At 62.2% G+C, this 23,644-nt stretch carries 21 protein-coding genes and 1 tRNA gene; 7 read left to right on the top strand and 15 right to left on the bottom strand.

Features of this window, described 5'->3' with window-relative positions:
• Nucleotides 1–156: 156 nt before the first annotated feature.
• Complete coding sequence (locus tag A9D15_RS05870; RefSeq protein WP_066762961.1) at nt 157–1,047, top strand: hypothetical protein; 891 nt, start codon at nt 157–159, stop codon at nt 1,045–1,047.
• 20 nt (nt 1,048–1,067) lie between these two features.
• Here the strand turns inward: A9D15_RS05870 and A9D15_RS05875 are convergent, their stop codons facing one another.
• The 11 genes from A9D15_RS05875 to A9D15_RS05925 all read right to left on the bottom strand — a co-directional run bounded on the left by A9D15_RS05875 (nt 1,068) and on the right by A9D15_RS05925 (nt 11,979).
• Nucleotides 1,068–1,277, bottom strand: a complete 210-nt coding sequence (locus A9D15_RS05875; protein ID WP_066762963.1) for a hypothetical protein — start codon at nt 1,275–1,277, stop codon at nt 1,068–1,070.
• 73 nt (nt 1,278–1,350) lie between these two features.
• The gene (locus tag A9D15_RS16845) at nt 1,351–1,581 is read right to left on the bottom strand and encodes a transcriptional regulator (RefSeq protein WP_188656309.1); all 231 of its coding nucleotides are present in this window, start codon (nt 1,579–1,581) and stop codon (nt 1,351–1,353) included.
• Nucleotides 1,582–1,861: 280 nt separating this feature from the next.
• The gene (locus tag A9D15_RS05885) at nt 1,862–2,485 is read right to left on the bottom strand and encodes a transmembrane anchor protein (protein WP_066762973.1); all 624 of its coding nucleotides are present in this window, start codon (nt 2,483–2,485) and stop codon (nt 1,862–1,864) included.
• A 3-nt stretch (nt 2,486–2,488) separates the two neighbouring features.
• Nucleotides 2,489–3,172 (bottom strand): HupE/UreJ family protein, encoded by a 684-nt coding sequence (locus A9D15_RS05890; RefSeq protein ID WP_229660302.1) that lies wholly within the window; start codon nt 3,170–3,172, stop codon nt 2,489–2,491.
• A 636-nt stretch (nt 3,173–3,808) separates the two neighbouring features.
• Complete coding sequence (locus tag A9D15_RS05895; RefSeq protein WP_066762977.1) at nt 3,809–4,816, bottom strand: ImmA/IrrE family metallo-endopeptidase; 1,008 nt, start codon at nt 4,814–4,816, stop codon at nt 3,809–3,811.
• Nucleotides 4,817–4,829: 13 nt separating this feature from the next.
• Nucleotides 4,830–5,552, bottom strand: coding sequence for a cupin domain-containing protein (locus A9D15_RS05900; RefSeq protein ID WP_172807476.1), 723 nt, complete (start codon nt 5,550–5,552; stop codon nt 4,830–4,832).
• A 56-nt stretch (nt 5,553–5,608) separates the two neighbouring features.
• Nucleotides 5,609–6,343: a PepSY domain-containing protein gene (locus A9D15_RS05905; RefSeq protein ID WP_066762987.1), complete on the bottom strand. Its 735-nt coding sequence runs from the start codon at nt 6,341–6,343 to the stop codon at nt 5,609–5,611.
• Entirely contained in the window at nt 6,340–7,050 is a 711-nt protein-coding gene (locus A9D15_RS05910) for a PepSY domain-containing protein (protein WP_066762988.1), read from the bottom strand. Before A9D15_RS05910 ends, A9D15_RS05905 begins: the two co-directional genes overlap by 4 nt.
• Before the next feature lie 10 nt (nt 7,051–7,060).
• Nucleotides 7,061–9,739: a TonB-dependent receptor domain-containing protein gene (locus tag A9D15_RS05915; RefSeq protein ID WP_066762989.1), complete on the bottom strand. Its 2,679-nt coding sequence runs from the start codon at nt 9,737–9,739 to the stop codon at nt 7,061–7,063.
• Between the two features lie 183 nt (nt 9,740–9,922).
• On the bottom strand, nt 9,923–10,618 hold the full coding sequence (locus A9D15_RS05920; RefSeq protein ID WP_066762997.1) for a histidine utilization transcriptional repressor HutC: 696 nt from the start codon (nt 10,616–10,618) through the stop codon (nt 9,923–9,925).
• On the bottom strand, nt 10,615–11,979 hold the full coding sequence (locus tag A9D15_RS05925; protein WP_066763000.1) for a formimidoylglutamate deiminase: 1,365 nt from the start codon (nt 11,977–11,979) through the stop codon (nt 10,615–10,617). Before A9D15_RS05925 ends, A9D15_RS05920 begins: the two co-directional genes overlap by 4 nt.
• Nucleotides 11,980–12,069: 90 nt before the next feature.
• Between A9D15_RS05925 and hutI the strand changes: the two genes are divergently transcribed.
• From hutI to hutU, 4 genes are read left to right on the top strand one after another with little or no spacing between them, the layout of a single operon-like run.
• Nucleotides 12,070–13,272: an imidazolonepropionase gene (hutI, locus tag A9D15_RS05930; RefSeq protein WP_066763002.1), complete on the top strand. Its 1,203-nt coding sequence runs from the start codon at nt 12,070–12,072 to the stop codon at nt 13,270–13,272.
• Nucleotides 13,269–14,798, top strand: a complete 1,530-nt coding sequence (gene hutH, locus A9D15_RS05935) for a histidine ammonia-lyase (protein ID WP_066763004.1) — start codon at nt 13,269–13,271, stop codon at nt 14,796–14,798. The genes hutI and hutH overlap by 4 nt, the downstream gene beginning before the upstream one ends.
• Nucleotides 14,798–15,625 carry an N-formylglutamate deformylase gene (gene hutG / locus A9D15_RS05940; RefSeq protein WP_066763006.1) on the top strand — a complete coding sequence of 276 codons (828 nt, stop codon included), beginning with the start codon at nt 14,798–14,800 and terminating at the stop codon, nt 15,623–15,625. Before hutH ends, hutG begins: the two co-directional genes overlap by 1 nt.
• Nucleotides 15,622–17,283, top strand: a complete 1,662-nt coding sequence (gene hutU, locus A9D15_RS05945) for a urocanate hydratase (RefSeq protein WP_066763008.1) — start codon at nt 15,622–15,624, stop codon at nt 17,281–17,283. The genes hutG and hutU overlap by 4 nt, the downstream gene beginning before the upstream one ends.
• 383 nt (nt 17,284–17,666) lie before the next feature.
• Here hutU and A9D15_RS05950 read toward each other — a convergent pair whose 3' ends face one another.
• Both A9D15_RS05950 and A9D15_RS05955 read right to left on the bottom strand, forming a co-directional pair.
• Nucleotides 17,667–18,230 (bottom strand): hypothetical protein, encoded by a 564-nt coding sequence (locus A9D15_RS05950; protein WP_066763010.1) that lies wholly within the window; start codon nt 18,228–18,230, stop codon nt 17,667–17,669.
• Between the two features lie 63 nt (nt 18,231–18,293).
• Nucleotides 18,294–18,368: transfer RNA gene (locus A9D15_RS05955), tRNA-Gln, on the bottom strand.
• 98 nt (nt 18,369–18,466) lie between these two features.
• On the opposite strand from A9D15_RS05955, the gene A9D15_RS05960 reads away from it, so the two are divergent.
• The gene (locus tag A9D15_RS05960; protein WP_066763013.1) at nt 18,467–19,516 is read left to right on the top strand and encodes a DNA topoisomerase IB; all 1,050 of its coding nucleotides are present in this window, start codon (nt 18,467–18,469) and stop codon (nt 19,514–19,516) included.
• 111 nt (nt 19,517–19,627) lie between these two features.
• Nucleotides 19,628–21,220 (top strand): peptide ABC transporter substrate-binding protein, encoded by a 1,593-nt coding sequence (locus A9D15_RS05965; protein ID WP_066763027.1) that lies wholly within the window; start codon nt 19,628–19,630, stop codon nt 21,218–21,220.
• A gap of 12 nt (nt 21,221–21,232) precedes the next feature.
• Here the strand turns inward: A9D15_RS05965 and A9D15_RS05970 are convergent, their stop codons facing one another.
• The gene (locus A9D15_RS05970) at nt 21,233–22,330 is read right to left on the bottom strand and encodes a branched-chain amino acid aminotransferase (protein ID WP_066763034.1); all 1,098 of its coding nucleotides are present in this window, start codon (nt 22,328–22,330) and stop codon (nt 21,233–21,235) included.
• 80 nt (nt 22,331–22,410) lie between these two features.
• Nucleotides 22,411–23,604 (bottom strand): APC family permease, encoded by a 1,194-nt coding sequence (locus tag A9D15_RS05975; protein ID WP_268237076.1) that lies wholly within the window; start codon nt 23,602–23,604, stop codon nt 22,411–22,413.
• Nucleotides 23,605–23,644: the final 40 nt, after the last annotated feature.

Here is a 23,644-nt window from a genome sequence, read left to right on the forward strand (position 1 = left end):
CGCTTCTTGGTCGAAGTCGGGCCGCGCGGCAAGTTTCACCGGCGATCATGGTCCGCAGCCCCCGTTAAACTTAACGTGAGGTCAATGGACTTGATGTTCGTATCGTGTTTCCGCTACCGACGCGTAAGACGTTGAGCGGGGACGAAGAATCAGGTCATGACGGGCGCTGCGGCACCTCCATCCATTTCCGACGGGCTGTCTGCGATCGTGATTGACGCGCAGGGCAAGATCCTTGCCCGCACGACCGCGACGGTCGCGGGCTTTTCGGGACGCGATCTCGAGCCAGGCCGCTTTCTGGACGAGGCCGATACGCTCTTTGGCGAGGCCTTCTACGAATGCGTCAACACCGCCTCTCGCACTGGTGAACGGCAGTTCGAACGCAAGTTGGAGAGCGACAACGGGCACGTTGTCGACCTTTGGTTCCAGCCGTGCAGCGCCGGCCAGCCTGCTGCCGATGGTGCGGTTGTCGTCATCACCGATGAAGCGCCGGACGGGAACGATCAGAGTGGGCGGCACAACCTTCAGAACATCCTCGCGCAAGTGCGCGGGCTGGTGACGCTGGGCCAGAAGGAAGCGGGTTCGCTCGCCCATTTCGCCGGTCTCTTCTGCGACCGTGTCGACGTGCTGATTGCGGTCGATGCGCTCTATGCAGGCTCTGACACCGCTCCGCTGCGCACCGTTATCGAAAGGGCGGCGAGCGTCGTCGGCCTGTCCGGCATCGCGCTGGATGGCGCAGACTTCGCGACTGCGCGCGCGCTGGCCTTGCCGCTGGCGCTGATCCTGCATGAATGGAGCAGCCCGCTCGCCCGCCATGCCCATCCTACCCAAGTCGGCCCGGACCAGTCGCCGATCGCGGTGGCATGGCGGATGGAGGGTGCGGACCTCCTGATCGACTGGTCCGAAACCGGCGCGAACGAATATGCCGGGCGCGCCTCGGCTCTGGCCGACAGGATGGTAGAAGCGACCGTCTATCGCGCAGGCGGCATCGTGCACGAGCGCGAGACCCGCGACGGCATGCGCCGCACCATTCGCCTTCCGGTCGCCTGATCTATCCGGGCCGGGCCAGCTTAGGAACGCCGGCGTTCCGGAGCGAGGTCGCTGCGCCATTCGGCAAGCGCCATCGCTTCGCAAAGACCGGAAATGACGAGCAGCAGGACTGCCACCGCAGGGTCGATACCCGCAGGCGTCTTCAGACCCTCGATAATGAAACCGAGGGCGATCAGCCCGGCGGAGAACCAGCAGTAATAGCGCAACACGCGTGCGTGCTCATCGAACATCAAACAAACCTCGTCCAAGATCCCGCGTGTCTTCATAGACGCGGGTGATTAAGATCGGCTGAAGCCGGGCGCTTTATCTCTTGGCCTTTTCGATGAGGTCGATCAGTTCACCGAATTTCTCGCGCTGTTCGTCCTCGCTGCCGCTGGCGAAGGCCTCGGCAACGCAGCGCGCGGCGTGGTGGGGGGGGGGGGCGGTCGCCACTGCCGCGCTCTCGATGCCCGCACTGTTGAAAGCCGCAAGTGTACACGCAGCCGACAGCACGGCGCGCACATCCGCGAGGGCTTCGACCAGGTTTCTGGCCACCGCATAGACCTGACGCGAACAGCGCGGGGGCGATCCGTATCGGCCGATGCCCGACGCAACAGGCGGCCCGCGGCAGTCAAGCAGATAGCGTATGCGAAACCCATGACAGCCCACCCGCAAAGCAGGATGACCCAGTCGATCTCGCCCGAATCCCGGGCCGCCCCTGCGCCAAAGGCAAACAATAGCGCTGTGAGTGCTGCAGCGCCCGGAATCGTCACGGTCCTCTCGCTCAGTCTTTTCGCGGACAGGGTCTTAAGATCCCTGTCCGCGAACCGTTGCGTCAGAGCACTTTCTTGATGTCGCTGTAGGCGCCATCGGTGCGCAGCGTGACCGTAACAGTGCTGGCCGAACGGTTACGCCAGAACCATCCGTGGCTGCCATCGAAAGCCGCGGTAAGCGTGCCCTTCTCTCCGACCGAGTTACGACCCTTGTCGTAGCCATGGTAGTCGATGCCGGGTGCGTCGGCATGCGTGTCGAAATTGACCGCGCCACCCGCGACCGACCATTCGTATTCGAGGCTGGCGTCCTTCATCATGCTGGCCTTGATCTCTGCGGCCTGTCCGGGCTCGAGAGTGATCTCGGTGACATCGGAACGCGCGTTTGCGGTCTCGGCGGGAGGATCCGCTACCTCTTGTGCAGCGGTTGCAACGGCAGGCGCGCCCGCCGCCTGCGTTTCGGCGAGCATGGCATCGGCGGCGGCTTCTTCGGCCAGTTGCGCCTTGACCTCACCCATATCGGTCAGGCCCAGTGCGCGGCCTGCGCCGGTGGGGTCGATGGCATACTCGGCGGGCAGGACAACTGCCACGAGGATCGCGCCCGCTGAGACGAGAGCGAAAGCCGAAGCGCGCATGAGTTGGCCGGATGTCGGCAGGTCTTCCACCGAGGGACGTTGTGAATTGAACATCGTTTATTCTCCGAAAAGAGAATTGGATAAGGCGACGAAATAGCCGACCAGCTGGTATCCCACGAAGATGAAGCCGGCCGTCATCAGAAGCGTGTTGGCGGCAAAGGCGTGGCGCATGAAGCTGCCTGTCCTGCGCCAGAAACCCATGAGGATCAGGATCGCGCCAAGCGCGAGCAACTGGCCGATTTCCACGCCCACGTTGAAGGCCAGCAGATTTGGGATGAGACCGTCCTGCGCGATCTCGAATTCGACGATCTTCGTCGCAAGGCCGAACCCGTGGAAGAACCCGAAGATCAGCGTCGCGACCTTGGTATTGGGCTGTACCCCGAACCAGCGCTGGAACGCGCCCAGGTTGTCGAGCGCCTTGTAGACGACCGACAGACCAATGATCGCATCGATCAGGTAGGCATCGGCCGTGATGCCCGTCAGCACGCCAAACAGCAGCGTCGTCGAGTGGCCGACCGCGAACAGGGTGACGTATATCCCGACGTCCTTCAGCCGGTAGAGAAAGAAGATCACACCGAACAGGAACAACAGGTGATCGTAACCCGTCACCATGTGCTTTGCGCCGAGGTAGATGAACGGCATGATCAGGATGCCGCTCGATTCCTGGATGTAGCCCTTGTCGCCTTCGGCCACGTTATGGGCCCAGGCATCGACGCCGGTGCACAGCATCAGAAGGATCATCAATGCTGCAAAGCTGAGCCGCCGACTGCAGTCATGCAGGGTGGCTGTGGGTAGTAATGTCATAGATCGGAACTCCATAAAGGAGGCCTCTCGCCCGAAAGACGAGATGTGTTCCGGCCATGGGATAGCCGCTGGACTATCGCTGGCCGACGTTTCCGGGGCGCAGACCGGCGCCAATGGATGGCCCGGCTCGCCAAGGATCAGGCTGAAGGCGGCTCGATCAACGGGGGCGCTTCGGTCCCGATAAGGGGAACCGTAGCCAACGGAGCAGGCAGCAAGTGAGTCAGTCGCCTCGATTTCATGATCGCGCCTGCCTCCGGCATGCCAAGAACCGCGTGCCCGTGGGGGGCCGAATGTGATGAAGGCAGATCGCTGGTATTGCTTAGATCTGAACTCTCTTGCGACGGCGCGTCGTGTTCGTGATCACCGTGATAATCGCCCCCGAGATGGTGCCCGTTTTGTGAGTGCACATGCCCGTGCGCATGATCAAGATGCGGCGTCGCAGCAGCGAAACCGCCGTGTGACACGAGCAGCAGGACAGCGACCATCAAGGCAATGACATTGCGCATCTGAGATCAGACTATTTGGGCCGGGACTGCCTGACAATTACCATGATGGCCCATCACGCGTCCGCCGTTACCAGTCCGGATCCATCCCCGAAACGCCAGGGAAATGCACGACCTTCTCGCCATAGAGTGGATCATAGTAATGGCCGCCTTCCTTGTAGTCGGCGTTCCATTGCTTTTGACCATCTTTGTCCATGCGATAGACAAACGGAGACGTAAGCAAGCGTTCGAGGTGCCAGCGCCCCTCCTCGCCCGAGGGGATGTCCTCTCCCTCGCCGTAAAGCATCAGGCCGCCCTTGGCGTAGATTTCGTGCGCCGGGTTGGTGGTCTTGTACTCGTGACTGACGTTCATGACCTTGTGCCCGATTTCGTGGGCAATCGTGCGGCGACGGCGGTTCGGCGTCGACAGGTTGGTGATCGAAATGACCCCGCGCAGCCTTTCGGGGATCGTGTCGTGGTAGGAATAGGTCGGGAACGACAGCCCACCCGTACGTACCATCTTCACCGTCCAGTTCCGCCCTTCGGCGACTTCGAGGAACGGGAAGATCACGTCCTGCAGCGCGACAAGGTAAACCGTGCGCGAATTGGCAGCATCCGGTTCAATCATGCTTTCGAAAGCCGCCTTGGCCATGTCGCTCATTTGAGAGGGGTGGCGCTTCGAAGCGACGTAGGAATTGACATATTCCGTATCGGGAACGCGGGGGATTTCGTTCGACTGGATCGCGAGAAAACGCTCGTCGATCTCGCCCCGCTTCACGAATAGCAGGTTCAACTGCACGCCGGCCGGCGCATAGATTTCCTTGGCTGCGCGAAATGCCTCGATCATCGAGGGCAGAGTCACTTTCTCGAAGCCGGGGTCGAAGTTCGACGGAATATAGATACCGACATCGACAGTCGGTTTGCCGGCGATGATGTCGGCATTGATCGCGGCGACGTCCACATCGCCGGATGCGGTCCATTCGACCGGCGCCGCACCAGTGCCAATTTCGGTATCGGTTTCGCCCGCCGATGCGGCTCCCGCGCTGCAAAGCGCGAGAGCCACGATCGCGGCGGAACGCAGGTTTCTGCCCTTGATCATCGTTGTTTCCCGATCAGTCGATCTGGGCGAGGACGGCGTCGAAATCGGGGTTTACGCTGCGCGCGAACTTGATCGCCGGGTGATCCTCTTCGAGCACGTCGTAATAGTATGCGCCGCCCTTCTTGCGATCCGCATCGACGTTGGCCGCCATCTCCTTGATGCCTTCGTTGAACACCTTGTAGTCGGTGGATTCGCCCTTGGGCTTGACGATCAGAAGCAGAGCCGGTCCGTTGAACGGCGCTTCCCAACCGGTGGGCATGCCGTCGCCGAAGCGAAACAGCGAGCCCGCTTCCATGACCTGGCGCTTGCCTTCGCTGGCCAGCACCCACTTGCCGCGAACGGTATAGACGATGGAACCGATGTCGTGGGGGTGTTCGGCAAGGAACATGCCGGGCTGGAGTTCGATGAAGAACGCGCGCGTTTCCTCTGCGAACAGGAGCGGGCCGAACAGGCCTTCATGCGTCATTACGGCGGACGACGACTTCACCGCCTTCTCGATATCGGGGACGATCTCGACGTTGGTGGCGAGCTGGAGATATTCCGGCGACACGTCGGTCGCGGCGATCATCTCGGGGTCCTTGATATCACCTTCGGCAACCGCGTCGACATCGTGAGTGTGCGTACCTTCACCGTGGGCGTGGGAAGCTTCCTCGGTCGCTTCCATTTCCGGTTCGGCACCGTTGCAGGCGGCAAGCGACAGGCTGGCGCCCAAAAGGCAAAGTGCTGAAAGTCTCATCGAAAAACCCTCCATCTTATGGTCCCTAGGTCAGTGCTATTCGTCGTTGTGTGCTTTCAGGTTCGCTGGGCGGTTGCGGTCTTGTCGAAGGATGGCTTGCGGCGGACGAGCCACCGGAAATCACGTCGATTGAACGACTTGAACAGGAGATAGAAGCCCGTTCCCGACAGGAAGAGCACGCCGAAACCGACCACGATGATCAACGGGTGATTGAAGCTCGTCCTGTCCGCGTAGTCCATGTTGTGGAGCATCCAGAAGAAGTCCCACAGTCGCCAGTCATCGCCGCGTGCGACGAGGAAGCGACCGGTATCCGCGGCGAAATAGGCGCTGGTCCCTTCGGCATCATCGAAGTCGACACGCCACATCGGGCCGGCAAACTCGCGCGCCTCGAGGTTCGGCTTGTTCATCAACGAGATCGAACGGATCGGCGCGTCGACGATAACAGCCGCGCGCTGGCGCACGAGGGCTTCGTCCACTACAACCGGATCACCGGTCAGGCCGTCGACGATGCGCACGGAACCGCTTTCGCCGATTTCGTAGATCGGCCGTCCGTCGGCCATGGAAAGCTTCAGGCTTTCGACTTTGCCGATGCCAATGTCCGTCGGTGCGAGCAGTCCCGGAACCGATACCGGATCAGCAGCGATCATCGGCTGGTCGCGAACGTCCTTCATGTCGATGAACGCCATCATCGCGCCGCTGACGGACCAGAGGATGAACTGGATGCCCAGCACCAGCCCGACCCATTTGTGGACCCGGCGGAAGAACAGGGGAGTGAACCGGATGCGTTTCATGCTGTTTTCTTCTTTTTGCGGCGACGCGGAAAGGCCCAGACAAGAAGCCATGCCCCGCTCAGCGCCATGGCCACAGAAAGCCACGTGCTTGTCCGCAGCAGCAGGTTGTTCACGTCGCTGCGATCATCGTAATCCATGATATGCAGCATCCACGCGAAGTCGAAGATCCGCCAAAGCGAATGGCGCCGTGAAATAAGCTCACCGCTTTCGGGCGAGATGTAGAAAGTGGGGCTGTCCCAACGATCGAAAGTCACCTGCCAGTACGGCGGCTTCCTGCCCTGCATCTCCATCGGCGCTTCCTGCAACAGGCTTACCGAGGCTACTTCTTCGTCAGAGGTATAGATATTGCGGGCGATGGTTTCTGCCTGATCTGCACCGATCAGGCCTAACCGCTCGCCGGTGCCTGCATCGAACAGGGCGACACCTCCAGGTGATGTCACCCGCCAAACAGGCCGGTTCAGCAATGACGATGAGCGAACCTCCGAAGCGTCCGGCACGGCCGCAAGGACCGTGCCGGGCGCGACGAGGGACGCCATGTCGACCGCAGGGCGTTCGACCGGCCTGACGAGGTGATCGCCATGGATCCGGTCGATGTGGATGACGACCATGTAGAAACCGGTCGCCGTCCACAGCACGACCTGAAGCCCGATAACCAGCGCCAGCCACTTGTGCAGGCGCCGGACGAACAGGGGCCATCTGATTTTCATAGCGTGCCGCTCAGAACCCGGCACGGACACCGACATAGAACCTGCGGCCCATGAGGTCGTAAGTCATCGTGTCGGTATTCGCATCGGTCCAGCTGCGCACGAACGGCGCATCGCGGTCGAAGACATTGTCGACGCCGAAGGAGAAGCGATAGTTGTCCGCCACGTCGAACGCGATCTGGGCGTTGTGGTAGAAAACGTCCGGCATGGAATAGCCAAGATCGCCCGGAGCCGCGTTAAAGTCGGTGCCCGAACCGATCCATTGGGTCGACCACGTGCCCGTAACAGCGCCCTTGGCGACTGAGAGCACACCGTACCCGCGCCATTCCGGATAACCGCCGTTGCCGCCGCCGATGTGACCGTCGAATTCGATCGGAGCACCGCCTTCGAAGGGGTAGACGACATATTCGTTGAGCCAGGTGACATTGAGGTTCAGCGTCACTTCGAAGTCGCCGATCATCCGGTCGTAGATCATGCCGAGATCGAGACCGCTCATCTTTTCGAGGCCGGTGTTGATCGACTGCGCCTGAAGGTAGGTGATCTCGCCGGTCAGCGAACTGCGCGTGAAGTCGTCGCAGAATGCACTGCTGAGATTTTCGCTGGCATAGCAGACCGCCAGCTTGGTCGAGCCCGGGATCGTGCGGATCGCGTCCTGGATCTCGATGTCGAACCAGTCGGCGGTGAAGGTCAGGCCGCTGGTCGGCTCGATCACCGCGCCCAAAGTCCAGGTGGTCGAATCTTCCGGCTGCAGATCGGGATTGCCGCCACGGCTGGTCAAAACCGTGCCGCCAAGCTGGGTGTAGCCTGCAGGAACGCCCGATGCCTGGCAATTGGCAATCAGCGTCGCGTTGCCGCTGGTGCTGTAGCCGCTGCACGGATCGGTCGTCGTCAGATTGCCTTCGGACACGCCGCTGAACAGTTCGGGGACATTCGGCACGCGGAAACCGGTGCCGTGAGTCGCGCGCAGCCTCACGCCATCGACGATCGCCCAGTCTGCGCCAAGTTTGTAGTTCCAGTCAGTGCCGAACAGATCATAATCGGAAAAGCGCAACGCGCCGTCTAGCACGAAGGACTGCGCGAAAGGCGCGTCGCCGAACACGGGGACCGAGACTTCGGCGTAAGCTTCCTTGGCCGAGATCGAACCGGAGATCGGGTCTTGCTGGTTGGTGTTGGCGATGCCCGCGACCGTCAGCTCATCCGGCGTGCGCCAGCCCTTTTCCTTGCGATAGGTTGCGCCAGCGGCAAAGCCGACCGTGCCTGCCGGTAATTCGAAGAGGTCTCCGGTAACGTCGGCCGTCACGGAAAACAGCTCGTTGCCGCCTTTGTCGACGGCAGTGAAGAGCAAATAATCCAGCACTTCCGGAGTCAGATCGCCATAACCGAGCGGATCGGCGCAAGGGATGCCGTTGGCCCCGCAGGTATCCGGATCGAGTGCGTAACCGAGGTTCTGCAGATTGACGACATTGGTCTGGCCGTCATCGCCCGTGTTCTTGCCCCAGGTCGCCGCGACTTCCCAGTTCCACCCGCTCGGCAGCTGGCCGCGCAGGCCGCCGCTGGCCTGATAGGTATCTGTGTCCTGGAAAAACCCGCGCGGTCCGGCCTCCTTCAGGCGCCGCTGGATCAGCAGGATATCCTCGCCCGTCGGGTTGATCGGATTGTCGGCTGCGATCGCGATGTTGCGCAGCGTACCGGGCGTCGCGATTTGGTTCGTCTTGCGCTTGGTGTACAGGAATTCGCCGAACAGCTCGACGGAATCGGTCAGCGCGTAGTCGCCGAAAGCAGCAATGTTATAACGCTCGATCGGGTTCACCGCGTTGAGATCACGGACGTAATTGTAGTTGTGAATGGCCGAGGAATAAGGCTCGTAGAAGTCGCCGTCGCCGCCCAGTTCCTGGTTGAAGTTGATCATGGTGCCGTCAGGCAGGGCCGCACGGCCGCCAATAGTCGCCGCGCTGTTGCTGCAGACGAGCGAGCCGGATGCGCCGCTATAGGCACAGGGAACCCTGTTGCCCATGTTGATCGGATCGGTGTTCTGATACGTCGCTGCGACCATCACGCCGCCGCGTTCACCACGAATGCCGCCCATGAAGTCGAGCGTGCGATCCTGGCCGTCGCCCTCTTCGGTGATGCCATAGCGTCCGCCGACCTCCAGACCTTCGAAATCCTTGCGGGTAATGAGGTTGACCACACCTGCCACCGCATCGGCGCCGTAGACGGCCGATGCGCCGTCTTTCAGCACTTCGGTGCGGGCCAACATGTTTACCGGGATCATGTTTAGGTCGGGCGAAGAGTTCGCGCCGGTACCGCCCGCGACGATGCGGCGGCCGTTCAAAAGGACCAGTGTGCGCTTGATCCCAAGGCCGCGGAGGTTGACCTGCGACGTTCCCCATCCGTTGCCCGTCCAGTAGGCCGCCGTCTGGTTGCCAGCCTGACCGGCGTTGGCGGGCAGACGCTGCAACAGGGTTTCCACATTGACGATGCCGGTATTGGCGATTTCTTCCTGCGTGACGATGGTCGTCGGCCCGACGCCTTCGATGTCGGCGCGGCGGATGCGTGAACCGGTCACGACGATTGGCGCGGCTTGGGTTTCGCCTGCGCCATCGGTTTCAGAACCCCCTTCCTGAGCATGTGCAGGTGCAGCGATTGCGGCCGCCATGGCGCCGCCGGCGAGAAGGAAAGTTCTGAAGTCCATGTGGATGCCTCCCTTGGCTTGATGTCCGGGCCGTAAGGAAACAGTCACACGAGCGGCGGTCAACAACTATTTTGTATATACATGAATTTTCTGTCAGATTGTTATTATGGAAGCGCTTTACGCACATAATCATGCCACCGGACGGCTGGTCCGATGATTAAAAGTTTCTTTTGCGTAATATTATTATGCAGACGCACCGAAGCGAGCAACGAGCGTATACGAATCGCCAAGAAACAATTGCCGCACTGCGGTAATGTGCTCACCCGACCGCCAAGTGCGGCGGATCAGCGAAAGGCAGGCTGTATTGTCTGCGACACCAAGTGCGCGAGCCTCCCGATCCGAGACTGCGGTCGCAGAGATTGCGGTTTCTGCTTCGGTCCAGGGGACATGTTTCAGCAGCCACGTGCCGGGGCTGTCCGGATCGAATACCGCATCGTCGATCTCCGGCACTGCCGTCAGGCTCACCGCACGGCTTTCATGCGCGAACGGTTTCCCGTCAGCTATGTGCACTCCAACAGTCCACAAGACGTCTCCCTCGATCTCGAGCGAACTGTCGACCTTGCCCGCATTGCATATCTCTCGGTGCAGAAGACGATAGCGATACTTCTGCCCGCTTTCCTGGATCTCGTGCGCGAGGTCGGGAATGTCGAGCACCATGGCGTGCGCTTTCGGCGCAGCGACAAACGTGCCAGCCTTGCGCTTGCGGTTGACCAAACCGGCTGCGGCGAGCGCAGAGATAGCCTTGTTCACCGTCATGCGGGAGCAGCCATATTCTGCCATCAAGTCGTGTTCGATAGGCAGACGGTCGCCCGGCATCATTTCGCCGGAGAGAATCCGGGACTCGATGTCCCGTCGGATGCGCTCGTGCAGAGCAGTCATGCGATGAGCGCTTTCAGCACTGCCCTGTATTCCCCCTCGACCTGATCACGCATCACATGACGCCCGCCGCTTACGACCAATCGACCCCGCCGCCACACGCTATCGATTGCGCGCGAGCCGGCTGAAAAGATCAAGTGGTCGATCAAGGCGTCATCCCTTTGCGCCCCGCATACCAAAACGTCCTCTCGCAGTGCAACGAGATCGGCTGACGCCCCCGGCCGGATGCCGCCGTCCAGGCCCAATGCATGCCAGCCACCGTGAAGCGCGCACTCCAGTAAAGATCGGCCGTTCGACATAAATTTCTTTGAAGTCATAATGTTGCGAGCCTGCAAATGAAGTCTCTGGCCGTATTCGAGTACCCGCAATTCCTCCGCCATATCGATCCGGACATTAGAGTCGGAGCCAATTCCAAACCGCCCGCCTGCCTCCATGAAGGCCTGAGCGGGGAAAATCCCATCGCCGAGGTTAGCTTCAGTAACAGGGCACAATCCGACGACCGCTCCTGATCCTGCCATGTCCGACACCTCGCCAACATCGACGTGCGTGGCATGAACGAGGCACCATCGGGAGCCCACCCTTGCGTTGTCGAGCAACCAGCGAACGGGCGTCGTGCCGAGCGCTGCACGACAATCTGCGACCTCGCGCACCTGCTCGGCGATGTGGATGTGGATCGGCCCGTCACCTGCCAGTTCCTCCAATGCGCTCAGCTCCTGGGGTGTCACGGCGCGCAAAGAGTGCGGGGCAAGCCCGACTACCGCATCGGGCAGATCAGCCGCGCCTTCCCGACACCGCTCCAGCAAATGCGAAAACTCATCCAGATCGCAAACGAAACGGGCCTGCGCCTCGGTCGGAGGAGCGCCGTTAAAGCCGCCATGCGCGTAAAAAACGGGCAGGTGAGTGACCGCAATGCCGGTCTGCCATGCAGCAGCGAAAATCGCATTGGACATCTCGGCAAGATTTCCGAACCGTCCACCTGAAACATCATGGTGAAGGTAATGGAATTCTCCAACGCGGGTGAACCCGCTCTCTAGCATTTCGATTTGCGCCATCGCAGCGACCTTGCGCAACTGGTCCGGATCAATCGTGCCGGCAAGCCGATACATGAGATCGCGCCATGACCAAAAGTCATCGCCGTCTGAGCTTCTGTATTCAGCAAGGCCTGCCATCGCGCGTTGAAATGCGTGACTGTGCAGGTTGGGCATTCCGGGGATCGCCACGCCATAGTGCTCGGCACCTATCGGAAGCTGAGCGTCCGGTTCGACTGTCTTGATCAGGCCATCGGCAAGAGTGATGCTGACTTGCGAACGCCATCCCTCGGGAAGAAGCGCCTTGGCAAAGTGCAAAACCCCATCTTGCCTCATAACATGCAACGCCCCGTCGTTTTGAGATCTATATTGTCTATACAATAAATGATAGCTATGCAACATACTGTCGGTGAGGAGGTAGCGGCAATGACGCGATGCGAAACGATATGGACCGCAGCACGGTTGGCGACGATGGAAGGTGGCCGCCTGAAGGTCATCCCCGACGCCGTGATTGCCGCACAAAACGGGTGTATCACATATGTCGGATCGGCTAGCGAAGCGCCGGAGCTCACCGCCGATCGCACTGTCGATTGCGAAGGACACCTCGTCACACCCGGCCTAATCGATTGCCACACCCACCTCGTCTTTGCCGGAAATCGCGCTGCCGAGCACGAGATGCGCCGCACGGGCGCCACTTACGAAGAAATCTCCCGCGCCGGCGGCGGCATCCGTTCTACCGTCGCGGCTACGCGAGCCGCGAGCGAGGATGAGCTCGTCGCATCTGCCCTGCCCCGCCTCGACGCGCTGATCGCCGAGGGGGCGACGACTGTCGAGGTGAAGTCTGGCTACGGCCTCGAGCTCGAAACAGAAATGCGCATCCTGCGCGCCGCTCGCAGACTGGCTGACGAGCGCCCCGTCACGATCCGCACGACGTTCCTTGGCGCGCACGCATTGCCCGCTGAGTTCGCTGGTCACGCCGACGATTACATCGATCTCGTCACGCAGGATATGATCCCCGCCGTGGCCGCAGAAAACCTTGCCGACGCCGTCGATGCATTCTGCGAGAACATCGGCTTTTCCCCTGCACAGACCGAACGGGTATTCGAAGCCGCCGCGGCACACGGCCTGCCGGTCAAACTTCACGCAGAGCAACTGTCCGACCAGAAGGGCGCAAGCCTTGCTGCCGTCCATGGCGCGCTTTCGGCGGACCATCTCGAATATCTTGACGATGCGGGCGTGGCTGCGATGGCGAAGGCAGGGACTGTCGCCACCCTGCTTCCCGGTGCGTTCTATTTCATGCGCGAAACCCGCAAGCCGCCCGTCGCCATATTGCGCGAGGCGGGTGTGCCGATGGCACTGGCGACCGATTGCAACCCCGGAACGTCTCCTCTCACATCGCTGCTGCTCGCGATGAACATGGGTTCGGTGCTGTTCGGCTTGACGGTCGAGGAGTGCCTTGCCGGAGTGACCTGCAACGCGGCCCGCGCGCTCGGCATGGGCGAAAATACCGGCACGCTCACTGCCGGCAAGCAGTGCGACATGGCGATCTGGAACGTCGGCGATCCTGCCGAACTGGTCCACGCGATGGGCACGAACCCGCTTCACGCCCGCATCTGGAGAGGACGATGACCGACCTGACCCTGCAGCCGGGGGCAGTCACACTGTCCCAGTGGCGCGCGATCTATCGCGGCGGGCGGCCCACGCTCGACCCCGCCTGTATGGACGGTGTGCGGGAAAGCGCCGCCTCGGTCGAGCGTATCCTTGCGCGCGGCGAGCCGGTCTATGGCATCAACACCGGCTTCGGAAAGCTGGCGAGCGTGCGGATCGACGACGCCGACCTCGCCACGCTTCAGCGCAATATCGTGCTGAGCCACGCAGCAGGCGTGGGCGAGGCTTCGCCCGAACCGGTTGTCCGCCTGATGATGGCGCTCAAAATGGTCAGCCTCGCGCGCGGGGCGTCGGGTATCCGGCCCGGGACGCTGGACCTGCTGGCTGCGATGATTGAACGCGGACTGACGCCGATCATCCCCTGTCAGGGTTCGGTCGGCGCCAGCGGCGATCTTGCCCCGCTTTCGCATTTGGCGACAACGATGATCGGCGAAGGCGAGATTGTTCTCGATGGCGAGCGTCTACCCGCTGCCGAAGCACTGGAACGGGCAGGCCTTGCCGCGCTGACACTCGGACCCAAGGAAGGCCTCGCGCTGTTGAACGGTACGCAGTTCTCCTGCGCCAACGCGCTGGCCGGATTGTTCGAGGCCGAAACCCTGCTGCAAACCGCGCTCGTCACCGGTGCGCTTTCGACGGAAGCGGCCAAGGGTTCCGATACGCCTTTCGATCCGCGCATTCACGATCTTCGCGGCCATGCCGGCCAGATCGAAACCGCCGCCGCGCTCCGCAAATTGATGGACGGTTCCAACATCCGCGCCAGCCACCTCAAGGGCGACGAGCGCGTGCAGGATCCCTATTGCCTGCGCTGTCAGCCGCAAGTGATGGGCGCGGCGCTAGACATGATGCGCCAGGCGGCCACCACTTTGTCGGTCGAAGCAAACGGCGTTTCGGACAATCCGCTGATCTTCGCCGATACCGACGAGGCGCTTTCAGGCGGGAACTTCCATGCAGAACCGGTCGCCTTCGCCGCCGACATGCTGGCAATGGCCATCTGCGAGATAGGCTCGTTGTCGGAGCGCCGCATCGCCATGCTGGTCGATCCGGCGCTGTCGGGCCTTCCCGCGTTCCTGACGCCAAAGCCGGGGCTCAATTCGGGCTTCATGATCCCGCAAGTCACCGCTGCCGCGCTCGTTTCGGAAAACAAGCAGCGCGCGTTCCCGGCCAGCGTCGATTCGATACCGACCTCGGCGAACCAGGAAGACCACGTTTCGATGGCAGCGCACGGTGCGCGGCGCCTTGCCGACATGGCCCGCAATGCCGGCGGTGTGATCGCGATCGAGGCGCTGGCCGCTGCTCAAGGAATCGATTTCCACGCCCCGCTTTCGTCCAGCAAATCGCTCGAGGCGGCGCGCGCCCTGATTCGCCAGCTGGTCCCCCCGCTGTCGGACGACCGCTATTTCCATCCCGACATGGAAAAGGCTGCTTCGCTCGTCCTTTCAGGAAAACTCGCCGCTGCGGCAGACACGGACCTTCCGGCGATCGGGTGATGAACGACTGGCTGGAAATACACCGGGGCACGGTGCCGCTTGTCGTCGCCTTTCCGCATACCGGCTCTGACCTTGCCGATGTCGAATGCCAGTTCGCATCGCCATGGCTCGCCCGCCGCGATGCGGACTGGTGGGTGGACCGGCTCTACGCCTTTGTCCGCGAACTCGGCGCGACGACGATCCGCACCGCCATTTCGCGCAGCGTGATCGACGTGAACCGCGATCCGTCGGGCATCTCGCTCTATCCGGGGCAGGCCACCACTGAACTGTGCCCGACGACCACATTCGACGGCGAGCCGCTCTATTCGGGCAGCGAACCCGACGAGGCCGAGATAGCCCGCCGCCGTGACAGATGGTTCCTGCCCTATCACGCCGAGATCAAGAGCGAATTGGCCCGCCTGCGCGCAGATCACCCCTCGGTCGTCCTCTACGACGCCCATTCGATCCGCAGCCGCGTGCCCCGCCTGTTCGACGGCAAGCTTCCGCAGTTCAATATCGGCACCAACTGCGGCGAGACTTGCGACAAGGCACTGTCCAATGCCGTCTCCGCAATCTGTGCGGAAAGCGGACGCAGTCACGTCCTCGACGGCCGGTTCCGCGGGGGTTGGACGACGCGCCACTATGGCCGCCCCGCCGACGGAATCCACGCCATCCAGATGGAACTCGCCATTCGCGGCTATGCGGCCGAGCCCGACCATCCCTCCTCCTCGAACTGGCCGCCACCGTTCGAGCCCGACTACGCCGCCGCGCTTGCCGCGACGCTGTCCGACATCCTGAAGGCCTGCATCGCCTTCGCCCAAAACAAATCCGGGAAGAGTGACCAATGACCCGTATCGACAACACCCGCACGATCCGCCCCGCGACGGGCAGCGAGATCACGACAAAGAGCTGGCTGACCGAGGCCCCCATGCGGATGTTGATGAACAACCTGCATCCCGACGTTGCCGAACGTCCCGAGGAACTGGTCGTCTATGGCGGCATTGGCCGCGCCGCCCGCGACTGGGAAAGCTATGACCGTATCGTCGAGACGCTGCAGCGCCTGGATGATGACGAAACGCTGCTGGTGCAGTCCGGCAAGCCTGTTGGCGTATTCCGTACGCATCCTGATGCTCCGCGTGTCCTTATCGCCAACAGCAACCTCGTTCCCAAGTGGGCGGACTGGGAGCATTTCGGCGAACTCGATAAGAAGGGTCTCGCCATGTACGGGCAGATGACCGCCGGGTCGTGGATCTACATCGGCACGCAGGGCATCGTTCAGGGCACTTACGAGACTTTCGCCGAGATGGGCCGCCAGCATTACGGCGGCGATCTGGCGGGGCGCTGGTTGCTGACGGCAGGCCTTGGCGGCATGGGCGGTGCGCAACCTTTGGCGGCAGTCATGGCAGGCGCGTCGTGCCTTGCGATCGAGTGTCAGCCGAGCCGCATCGAAATGCGCCTTCGCACAGGCTATCTCGACCGCAGCGCGACGACGATCAAGGAGGCAATGGCTATCATCGAGAAGGCCAATGCCGCGAAAACCGCGGTTTCCGTCGGTCTGCTCGGCAATGCCGCCGAAATCCTGCCCGAAATGTATCGCCGCGGCATCCGCCCCGACCTCCTTACCGACCAGACCAGCGCGCACGACCCCGTCAACGGCTACCTTCCCGCAGGCTGGACCGTCGCCGAATGGATCGAGCAGCGCGAGCGTGAACCCGAAGCCGTTGCCAAGGCGGCGAAAGCCTCGATGGCGATCCACGTGCGCGCGATGCTGGATTTCCAGTCGGCGGGCGTCCCCACAGTCGATTACGGCAACAACATTCGCCAGGTCGCCAAGGACGAAGGCGTCGAGAATGCTTTTGACTTCCCCGGCTTCGTTCCGGCCTACATCCGACCGTTGTTCTGTCGCGGGATCGGGCCGTTCCGCTGGGCCGCGCTTTCGGGAGATCCCGAGGACATCTATCGCACCGACCAGAAGGTGAAGGAACTGATGCCAGAGGACGAGCACTTGCACCGTTGGCTCGACATGGCGCGTGAGAAGATCCACTTCCAGGGCCTGCCCGCCCGGATCTGCTGGGTCGGCCTTGGCGATCGTCACCGGCTGGGCCTGGCCTTCAACGAGATGGTGGCGAACGGCGAGTTGAAAGCGCCTGTCGTCATCGGGCGCGACCACCTTGACAGCGGATCGGTCGCAAGCCCTAATCGCGAGACCGAGGCGATGAAGGACGGGTCCGACGCTGTCAGCGACTGGCCGCTGCTCAACGCCCTGCTCAACACCGCCAGCGGCGCGACCTGGGTCTCGCTCCACCACGGCGGCGGCGTTGGCATGGGCTATTCGCAGCACTCGGGCATGGTCATCGTCGCGGACGGCACCGACGCAGCGGCCAAGCGGCTGGAACGCGTGCTCTGGAACGATCCGGCGACCGGAGTGATGCGCCACGCCGATGCGGGTTACGACATCGCCATCGACTGCGCGCGCGAAAAGGGTCTCGACCTCCCCTCGCTCTGACGCTCGACCTCAGCACGTTTACAGATACCCGCGAAGTTGCAAAGCCGATGTCCGATACGCCGGCTTCACGTCGCCGACTGTCAAGAGTTGGTGCTGCGGGTGCGGGCGCCCTGGCTCTGCCCGCTTGGCCCCGCGGTGCCGATATGGACGGTGGCCACATTCACCCCGGCCTTGACGAGGTCTCTGCCCTCGGCCTCGCGGAGGCTCTTTATGCGAACGACCTGTTGGCATCCTCAACGTGGTGACGCCCTGTGATCATCCGCTTTAAAAGGAAGCCAGCACCTGCCTCGATCATCAAGAGGCCGGAACCTAATATTGCAGTCAATTCAGGCGTCATCTGACGATCCCTTCGACTCTTGCGCGCTCGCCTAGAAGGCCATCCTTCACCCTCCAAGTTCCTCAATGCGCTTCAGGATCGCCGCCTCGTGGCCGTAGATATCCAACGTGCCCGCTACGGAATGCCGCGTCTCGTCCTTGCTCTCGAATGTCCCGAAATACCTTGCCGTGGCACTGTTGAAGTGCAGGCGGGCAATGCTCTTCCGGTTGTTATCGTCGAGGAGGATGGCGCAGTAGGACTTCGCATCGCGCATCACGATCCGCGAAGGGTCCACCTTCCCGTGCCACAATGGCCGCACGATATTGAACCCTTCAATCTCTTCAGGGGTCGTTTCGATATCCGAGGTCTCTTCCATGACCTCTGGCTCTGGCTCCTCTGCCCCGTTTCCCTGCAGGGCGTTGGTGAGCCTTTCGTTCACGCGATCACGGATCAGCGAAGACGCTGAGGCGACAATCAGGCCTTCGAAGGTTTCCTTCACGTGCGCCGTAAAGCGCCCCGACTGGACGCGCGAGGCGATCAGCCGCACGAACTCTCCCGAAGGCTCGGAGAGTTCCTTCTGCGGTTCCTTGTAGACCAGCGTCTGGAGCTTGTGCTTGCCAGCTTCCGCCACGATCCGGTCGATATCGGCCCCGAAAATGCCGATTATCCCCGAATATAAACGATTTTCCAGAACTGGCTGGGGCGGCAGGATTCGAACCTGCGCATGGCGGTACCAAAAACCGCTGCCTTACCGCTTGGCTACGCCCCATCAACCGTTCGGATGCGCCCATATAGCGCGGCGGGCGCGGATGAAAAGGGGGCGGGTGCAGGAACCGGCCCGCCCCTTGCGCCGTTGCCCCTTCGATCATGGCAAAGCATTCGAACAAGGCGGAAAAGGCGAACGGCGGCGGAGGGACCGGCGGGCTGGTCTTTGTCGACGATTCGCTGCCCGGCATCTCGCGCCGCCGCTGTGGGCGCGGGTGGTCCTATACCGATCCCAAGGGACGTCGGATCACCGATCGCGATGAAATCGACCGGCTGAACGCGATCGCGCTGCCCCCTGCCTATACCGATGCTTGGTTCTGCCCTGCCCCCAACGGCCACATCCTGGCCACGGGAATCGATGCGCGCGGGCGCAAGCAGTACCGTTATCACCCCCGTTTCCGGGCAGAGCGCGAGAGCGAGAAGTTCGACCGCACCGTCGCCTTTGGCAACGCCCTTCCCCTGATCCGCAAGCGGATAGAGGACGACTTGCGCACCGGCGGTCTGACGCGTCAGCACACCATCGCTTGCATCGTGCGCCTGCTCGATCTGGGGCAGGTCCGCATCGGTAACGAGACTTACGCGAAAAAGAACAAGAGCTTCGGCGCGACGACGCTGCGCCAGCGCCATGCCCAAGTAAAAGGCCAGCGCCTGACGCTCAATTACAAGGGCAAGTCGGGCAAGGATCGCAAGGTCACGCTGACCGACCGCAGCCTCGCCAGGTTCGTGCGGCGCCTGCAGGAACTGCCCGGGCAGCACCTGTTCCAGTACATCGACGACGATGGCGATCCGCATCCGGTACGATCGTGCGACGTCAACGAATACCTGCGCGAAACCATGGGCGAGGATTTCAGCGCCAAGGATTTCCGCACGTTCCACGCCAGTTGCCTCGCTTTCGCCACGCTAGCGCAGGCAAAGGAGAACATGACGATCAAGGCTCTGCTCGAAGTCGTGTCGGGCAGGCTCGGCAATACGCCTGCCGTCGCGCGGCGCAGCTATATCCACCCCGCGGTCATCGAGCTTGTCGACCGCCAGCAGTCGTGGCGGGAATCGCTTTCCTTGCCGCGCAAGACACAATGGTTAAGCCGCGAAGAACGCGGCCTTGTAGAACTATTGGATAATTGCGCAGAAGCGGGATTACCGGCGGCGGCTTGAAGTTAAAAAAATATGAAAAAAGGTTTACCCCCAAAGTACTTGTAAGTATCGGGCGCTTGCGAGTATTCTTACGGGAACAGGGGGGCTGGTTCCATAAAACGTATTTTCGCCATGGTGGCGTGCGCTCTGGTTATGGCCGGTTGCGGCGCGACGGAGACAGATGCCGATCGTGCAGCGCGCGACGGAATTCTGCTCGTCGGAAACGGCACCGACCCCAAGACGCTCGATCCGCACCTGCTCGTCGGCCTGCCCGAAGACAACATCGTCCGCGCGTTGAGCGAGGGGCTGGTCGTGCAGGACCCCGACGACAGCTTCAAGGTCCGCCCCGGCGTGGCCGAGAAATGGTCGCATGACGGCGCGTTCAAGCGCTGGACCTTCAAGCTGCGCAAGGGCGCGAAGTGGAGCAACGGGACACCCGTCACCGCGCAGGACTTCATCTTCAGCTGGAAACGCGCCCTTTCACCCGAACTGGAAGTCGAGGGCGCGGAACTGCTCCACGTCATCCGCGGCGGGCGTGCCTACAACCACGGCGAGATCAAGGATTTCGCCGATGTCGGTGTTTCCGCGCCCGATCCGCATACCCTGATCGTCGAGATGGAAGGCCCCACTCCATACTTTCTGCCGATGCTGGCAAGCACGAATTTCGTACCGGTAAACCGCTCTGCGGTGGAGGCCGGCGGCGCGGTCGACAGCCGCACGAACCGCTGGGCCGACGCGGGTTCATATGTCGGCAACGGCCCCTTCCTGCTGAGCGAGTGGAAGCTCCACGACTACGTCCTGGTCGAGCGTAACCCACAGTACTGGGACGCGCAGAATGTAAAATTGAACGCCATCCGCTTCATTCCGATCGAGGAGCCGAGGGCGGAAATGGATGACTTCATGAAGGGCAAGCTCCACGTCACCAGCACCGTCCCCGTCGATGCGATCCCCCAACTGCGCAAGACGCGGCCCGAAAGCCTCTATACCGACGAATTGCTTGGCACTTATGCCTACGTCTTCAATGTCGAGAAAAAGCCGTTCAACGACCCGCGCGTGCGCCGCGCGCTGGCACTGGCGATCGACCGCGATGTCATGATCGAGGAAGTAATGGGCGGCGCGGAACGCCCGCTGGGCGGCATCATCCCGCCCGGAATGCCCGATTACGAGGCTATCGGCGCGCCGAAAACGGATCTGGAGGAAGCAAGACGCCTGCTTTCGGAAGCCGGTTTCGAAGATCCCGCCGACTTTCCGCAGATCGACCTCCTGATCAACCGCATGACCCGCCATCGCCGCATCGCCGAGATGATCTGTTCGATGTGGAAGAAGGGTCTCGGGATCAATGCCGTGGTCCGCGAACAGAACTGGAAAGACTATCTCGACTCTATCGCGGATGGCGAATTCGAGGTGGCGCGATCAGGCTGGGTCGCGAACTACAACGACCCGATGGCCTTGCTGGATTCGTTCGAGAGCGGCAGCCTCAGCAACGATATGAACTGGAGCGACGCAAGCTTCGACGCGCTGATCAGGCGGGCGCGCAACACCGGCGACCGGACCAGGCGGCTTGCCATCCTGCAGGATGCCGAACGCCTGATGCTGAAACAGCAGCCGCTGATCCCGCTGTTCACCTATTCGCAGACCTACCTGGTCGATCCGCGGGTGAAAGGCTGGGGCCACTCGGTCAGCGGCAACCACGTCTACAAGTTCATGTCGCTCGCCTCTAACTGAGGCGCTGCGCGATCAGACGCGGCGCACCCAGTCGTGGGTGTCTTCGACTTCGCCGCGCTGGATACCGGTCAGCTTCGCCTTCAGCTTGCCGGTGATCTGGCCCGGACCGCCCGAACCGACGGTGAAGTCACGGTCGCGCCCGACGACGCGGCCCACCGGCGTGACGACGGCGGCGGTCCCGCAGGCGAAGCATTCCACCAGCTTCCCGCTTTCCGCATCGGCCTGCCACTGGTCGATCGAATAGCGTTCCTCGACGACGTTCAGGCCTTCCTCGCGCAGCAGGTCGATCAGGCTGTCGCGCGTGATCCCCGGCAGGATCGTGCCCGACAGCGGCGGAGTGACGACGCGCCCGTCGTCGAACACGAAGAACAGGTTCATCCCGCCCAGTTCCTCGATCCACTTGCGTTCCACCGCGTCGAGGAAGACGACCTGGTCGTACCCACGCTCGATCGCTTCGGCTTGCGGCACGAGGCTTGCGGCATAATTGCCGCCGCACTTGGCAGCGCCGGTGCCGCCGGGGGCAGCACGGGTATAGTCGCTCGACACCCAGATCGAGACCGCGGGCGCGCCCGACTTGAAGTAGTTGCCCGCAGGGCTGGCGATGACGATGAACTTGTAGCTCTTGGCCGGACGCACGCCGAGGAAAGCCTCGTCCGCGAACATGAACGGGCGCAAGTACAGCGATGCACCCGCGCCGTCCGGGATCCAGTTTCCGTCAACTTCGAGCAGTGCGTCGATCGCGGCCAGGAACATGTCTTCGGGGATGTTCGGCATGGCAAGCCTGTCGGCCGAACGGTTGAAACGCTGCGCGTTCTGTTCGGGACGGAACAGCGCGGTGCTGCCGTCGGGGTGGCGATAGGCCTTCAGCCCTTCGAAGATTTCCTGCGCATAGTGCAGGACAGAGGCCGCCGGATCGAGCGGGATCGGCTGGCGCGGGCCGACGGTGGCGTTGTGCCAGCCTTCGCCTTCCTTCCAGTCGACCGTCACCATGTGATCGGTGAACTGCGTCCCGAAGCCGGGGTTCGCCAATACCGCAGCACGATCGGCATCCGAAGTCGGGGCCGGGTGCGGAATGTGTGCGAACTGGGGCTTCGCGGCGTTGTTCGCCATGGGGTTCGTCCTGATCACTGTGGTTTTTCGAATGGGCCGGTTAGGCCCTTGGCAGGCGCTGCGCAAGCCTTGGCGCGCGTTCAGGCCAGTCCCGCGACGTAGAGCACGAGCGCCACTGCCGCGAGGATCGAAGTTACCGCGCCCAGCCCGCTCAACCAGCGCATCCGCACCCTGCCCTGCCATGCCAGCACATTGACCAGCGCGAAGACGCCCAGGAACACGAAACTGGCCCCTTCGACCAGTTGCGCGATACCGCCCACGACGGCCAGAACCATAGCGACGCCGGAGATGACCAGCACGCCTGCCCAGGGCACGTCGCGGGCGTTCCGCTTGCCGAAAACGGCGGGAAGCTCGCTGTCGCCAGCTGCCTCACCCGCAAGGCGCGCGGTGGCGAATACGGTCGCGTTGATGGCCGATGCGGTCGAGAAAGCCGCCGCGATGGACACCGCGACAAAACCGAAGGTGCCCAGCGCGGCGCGGCCTGCCTCGGCCAATGCGACTTCCTCCTTCGCCACGATCTCGGGCGCGCCGGCCAGCATCGTCGCACCCAGCGCCACTGCCACGTAAGTCGCGCAGGTGGCGATGATCGCAAGGCTCATCGCGCGGCGGATCGTGCGCTTTGCGTCCTTCATTTCGTCGTAGTCATAGGAGAGCAGCTGGAACCCTTCATAGGCCATGAACACCACGCCCACACCGGCCAGCGCGCCCAAAGGCCCGACCGGATCGCCTGCCTCCAGCACCAGTTGCTCAGGCGCCCAGTGCCAGATACCCAGGGCCGCAAGACCGAGCAGGATCGCCAGCTTCACGAAAACCGCGACAAGCTCGACGATCGTCGCCTGCGTCGCGCCCAGCAGGTTCACACCCGCAAGGATCGCGATTGCCGCCACCGCCGCTGCCGATGCCGCCCATCCGGGCGCGCCCAATGCGTTGGCGGCGTACGCCCCGAAGGTAAAGCCATAGACTGCAACGGTCAGCGTATAGCCCGCGATCAGCACCCACATCAGCCAGCGTGCAATTGTTGTCTGCCCAATGTCGCGCAAGAAGCCATACGAACCGCCCGGCTGGTCCCGGCGCACTGTCAGTTCGGCATAGGAGTGGCCCGAACACCACGCAATCAGTCCGCCGATGAGGAAACTCAGCGCAGCCCACTGGCCCGCGACCTGGATGACGACGCCCAGCGTGGAGAAGATGCCCCCGCCGATCATGCCGCCTACCGCCATGGCCCATGCTCCGGGCAGGCCCAAAGCTTTTTCCGCGCTTATTCCAGAGTCCAATTCAGACCTTAAACATTGAAAATAAAGCGAAAAAGTGCTA

This window comes from Croceicoccus pelagius (assembly GCF_001661915.1).
Lineage (GTDB): Bacteria > Pseudomonadota > Alphaproteobacteria > Sphingomonadales > Sphingomonadaceae > Croceicoccus > Croceicoccus pelagius.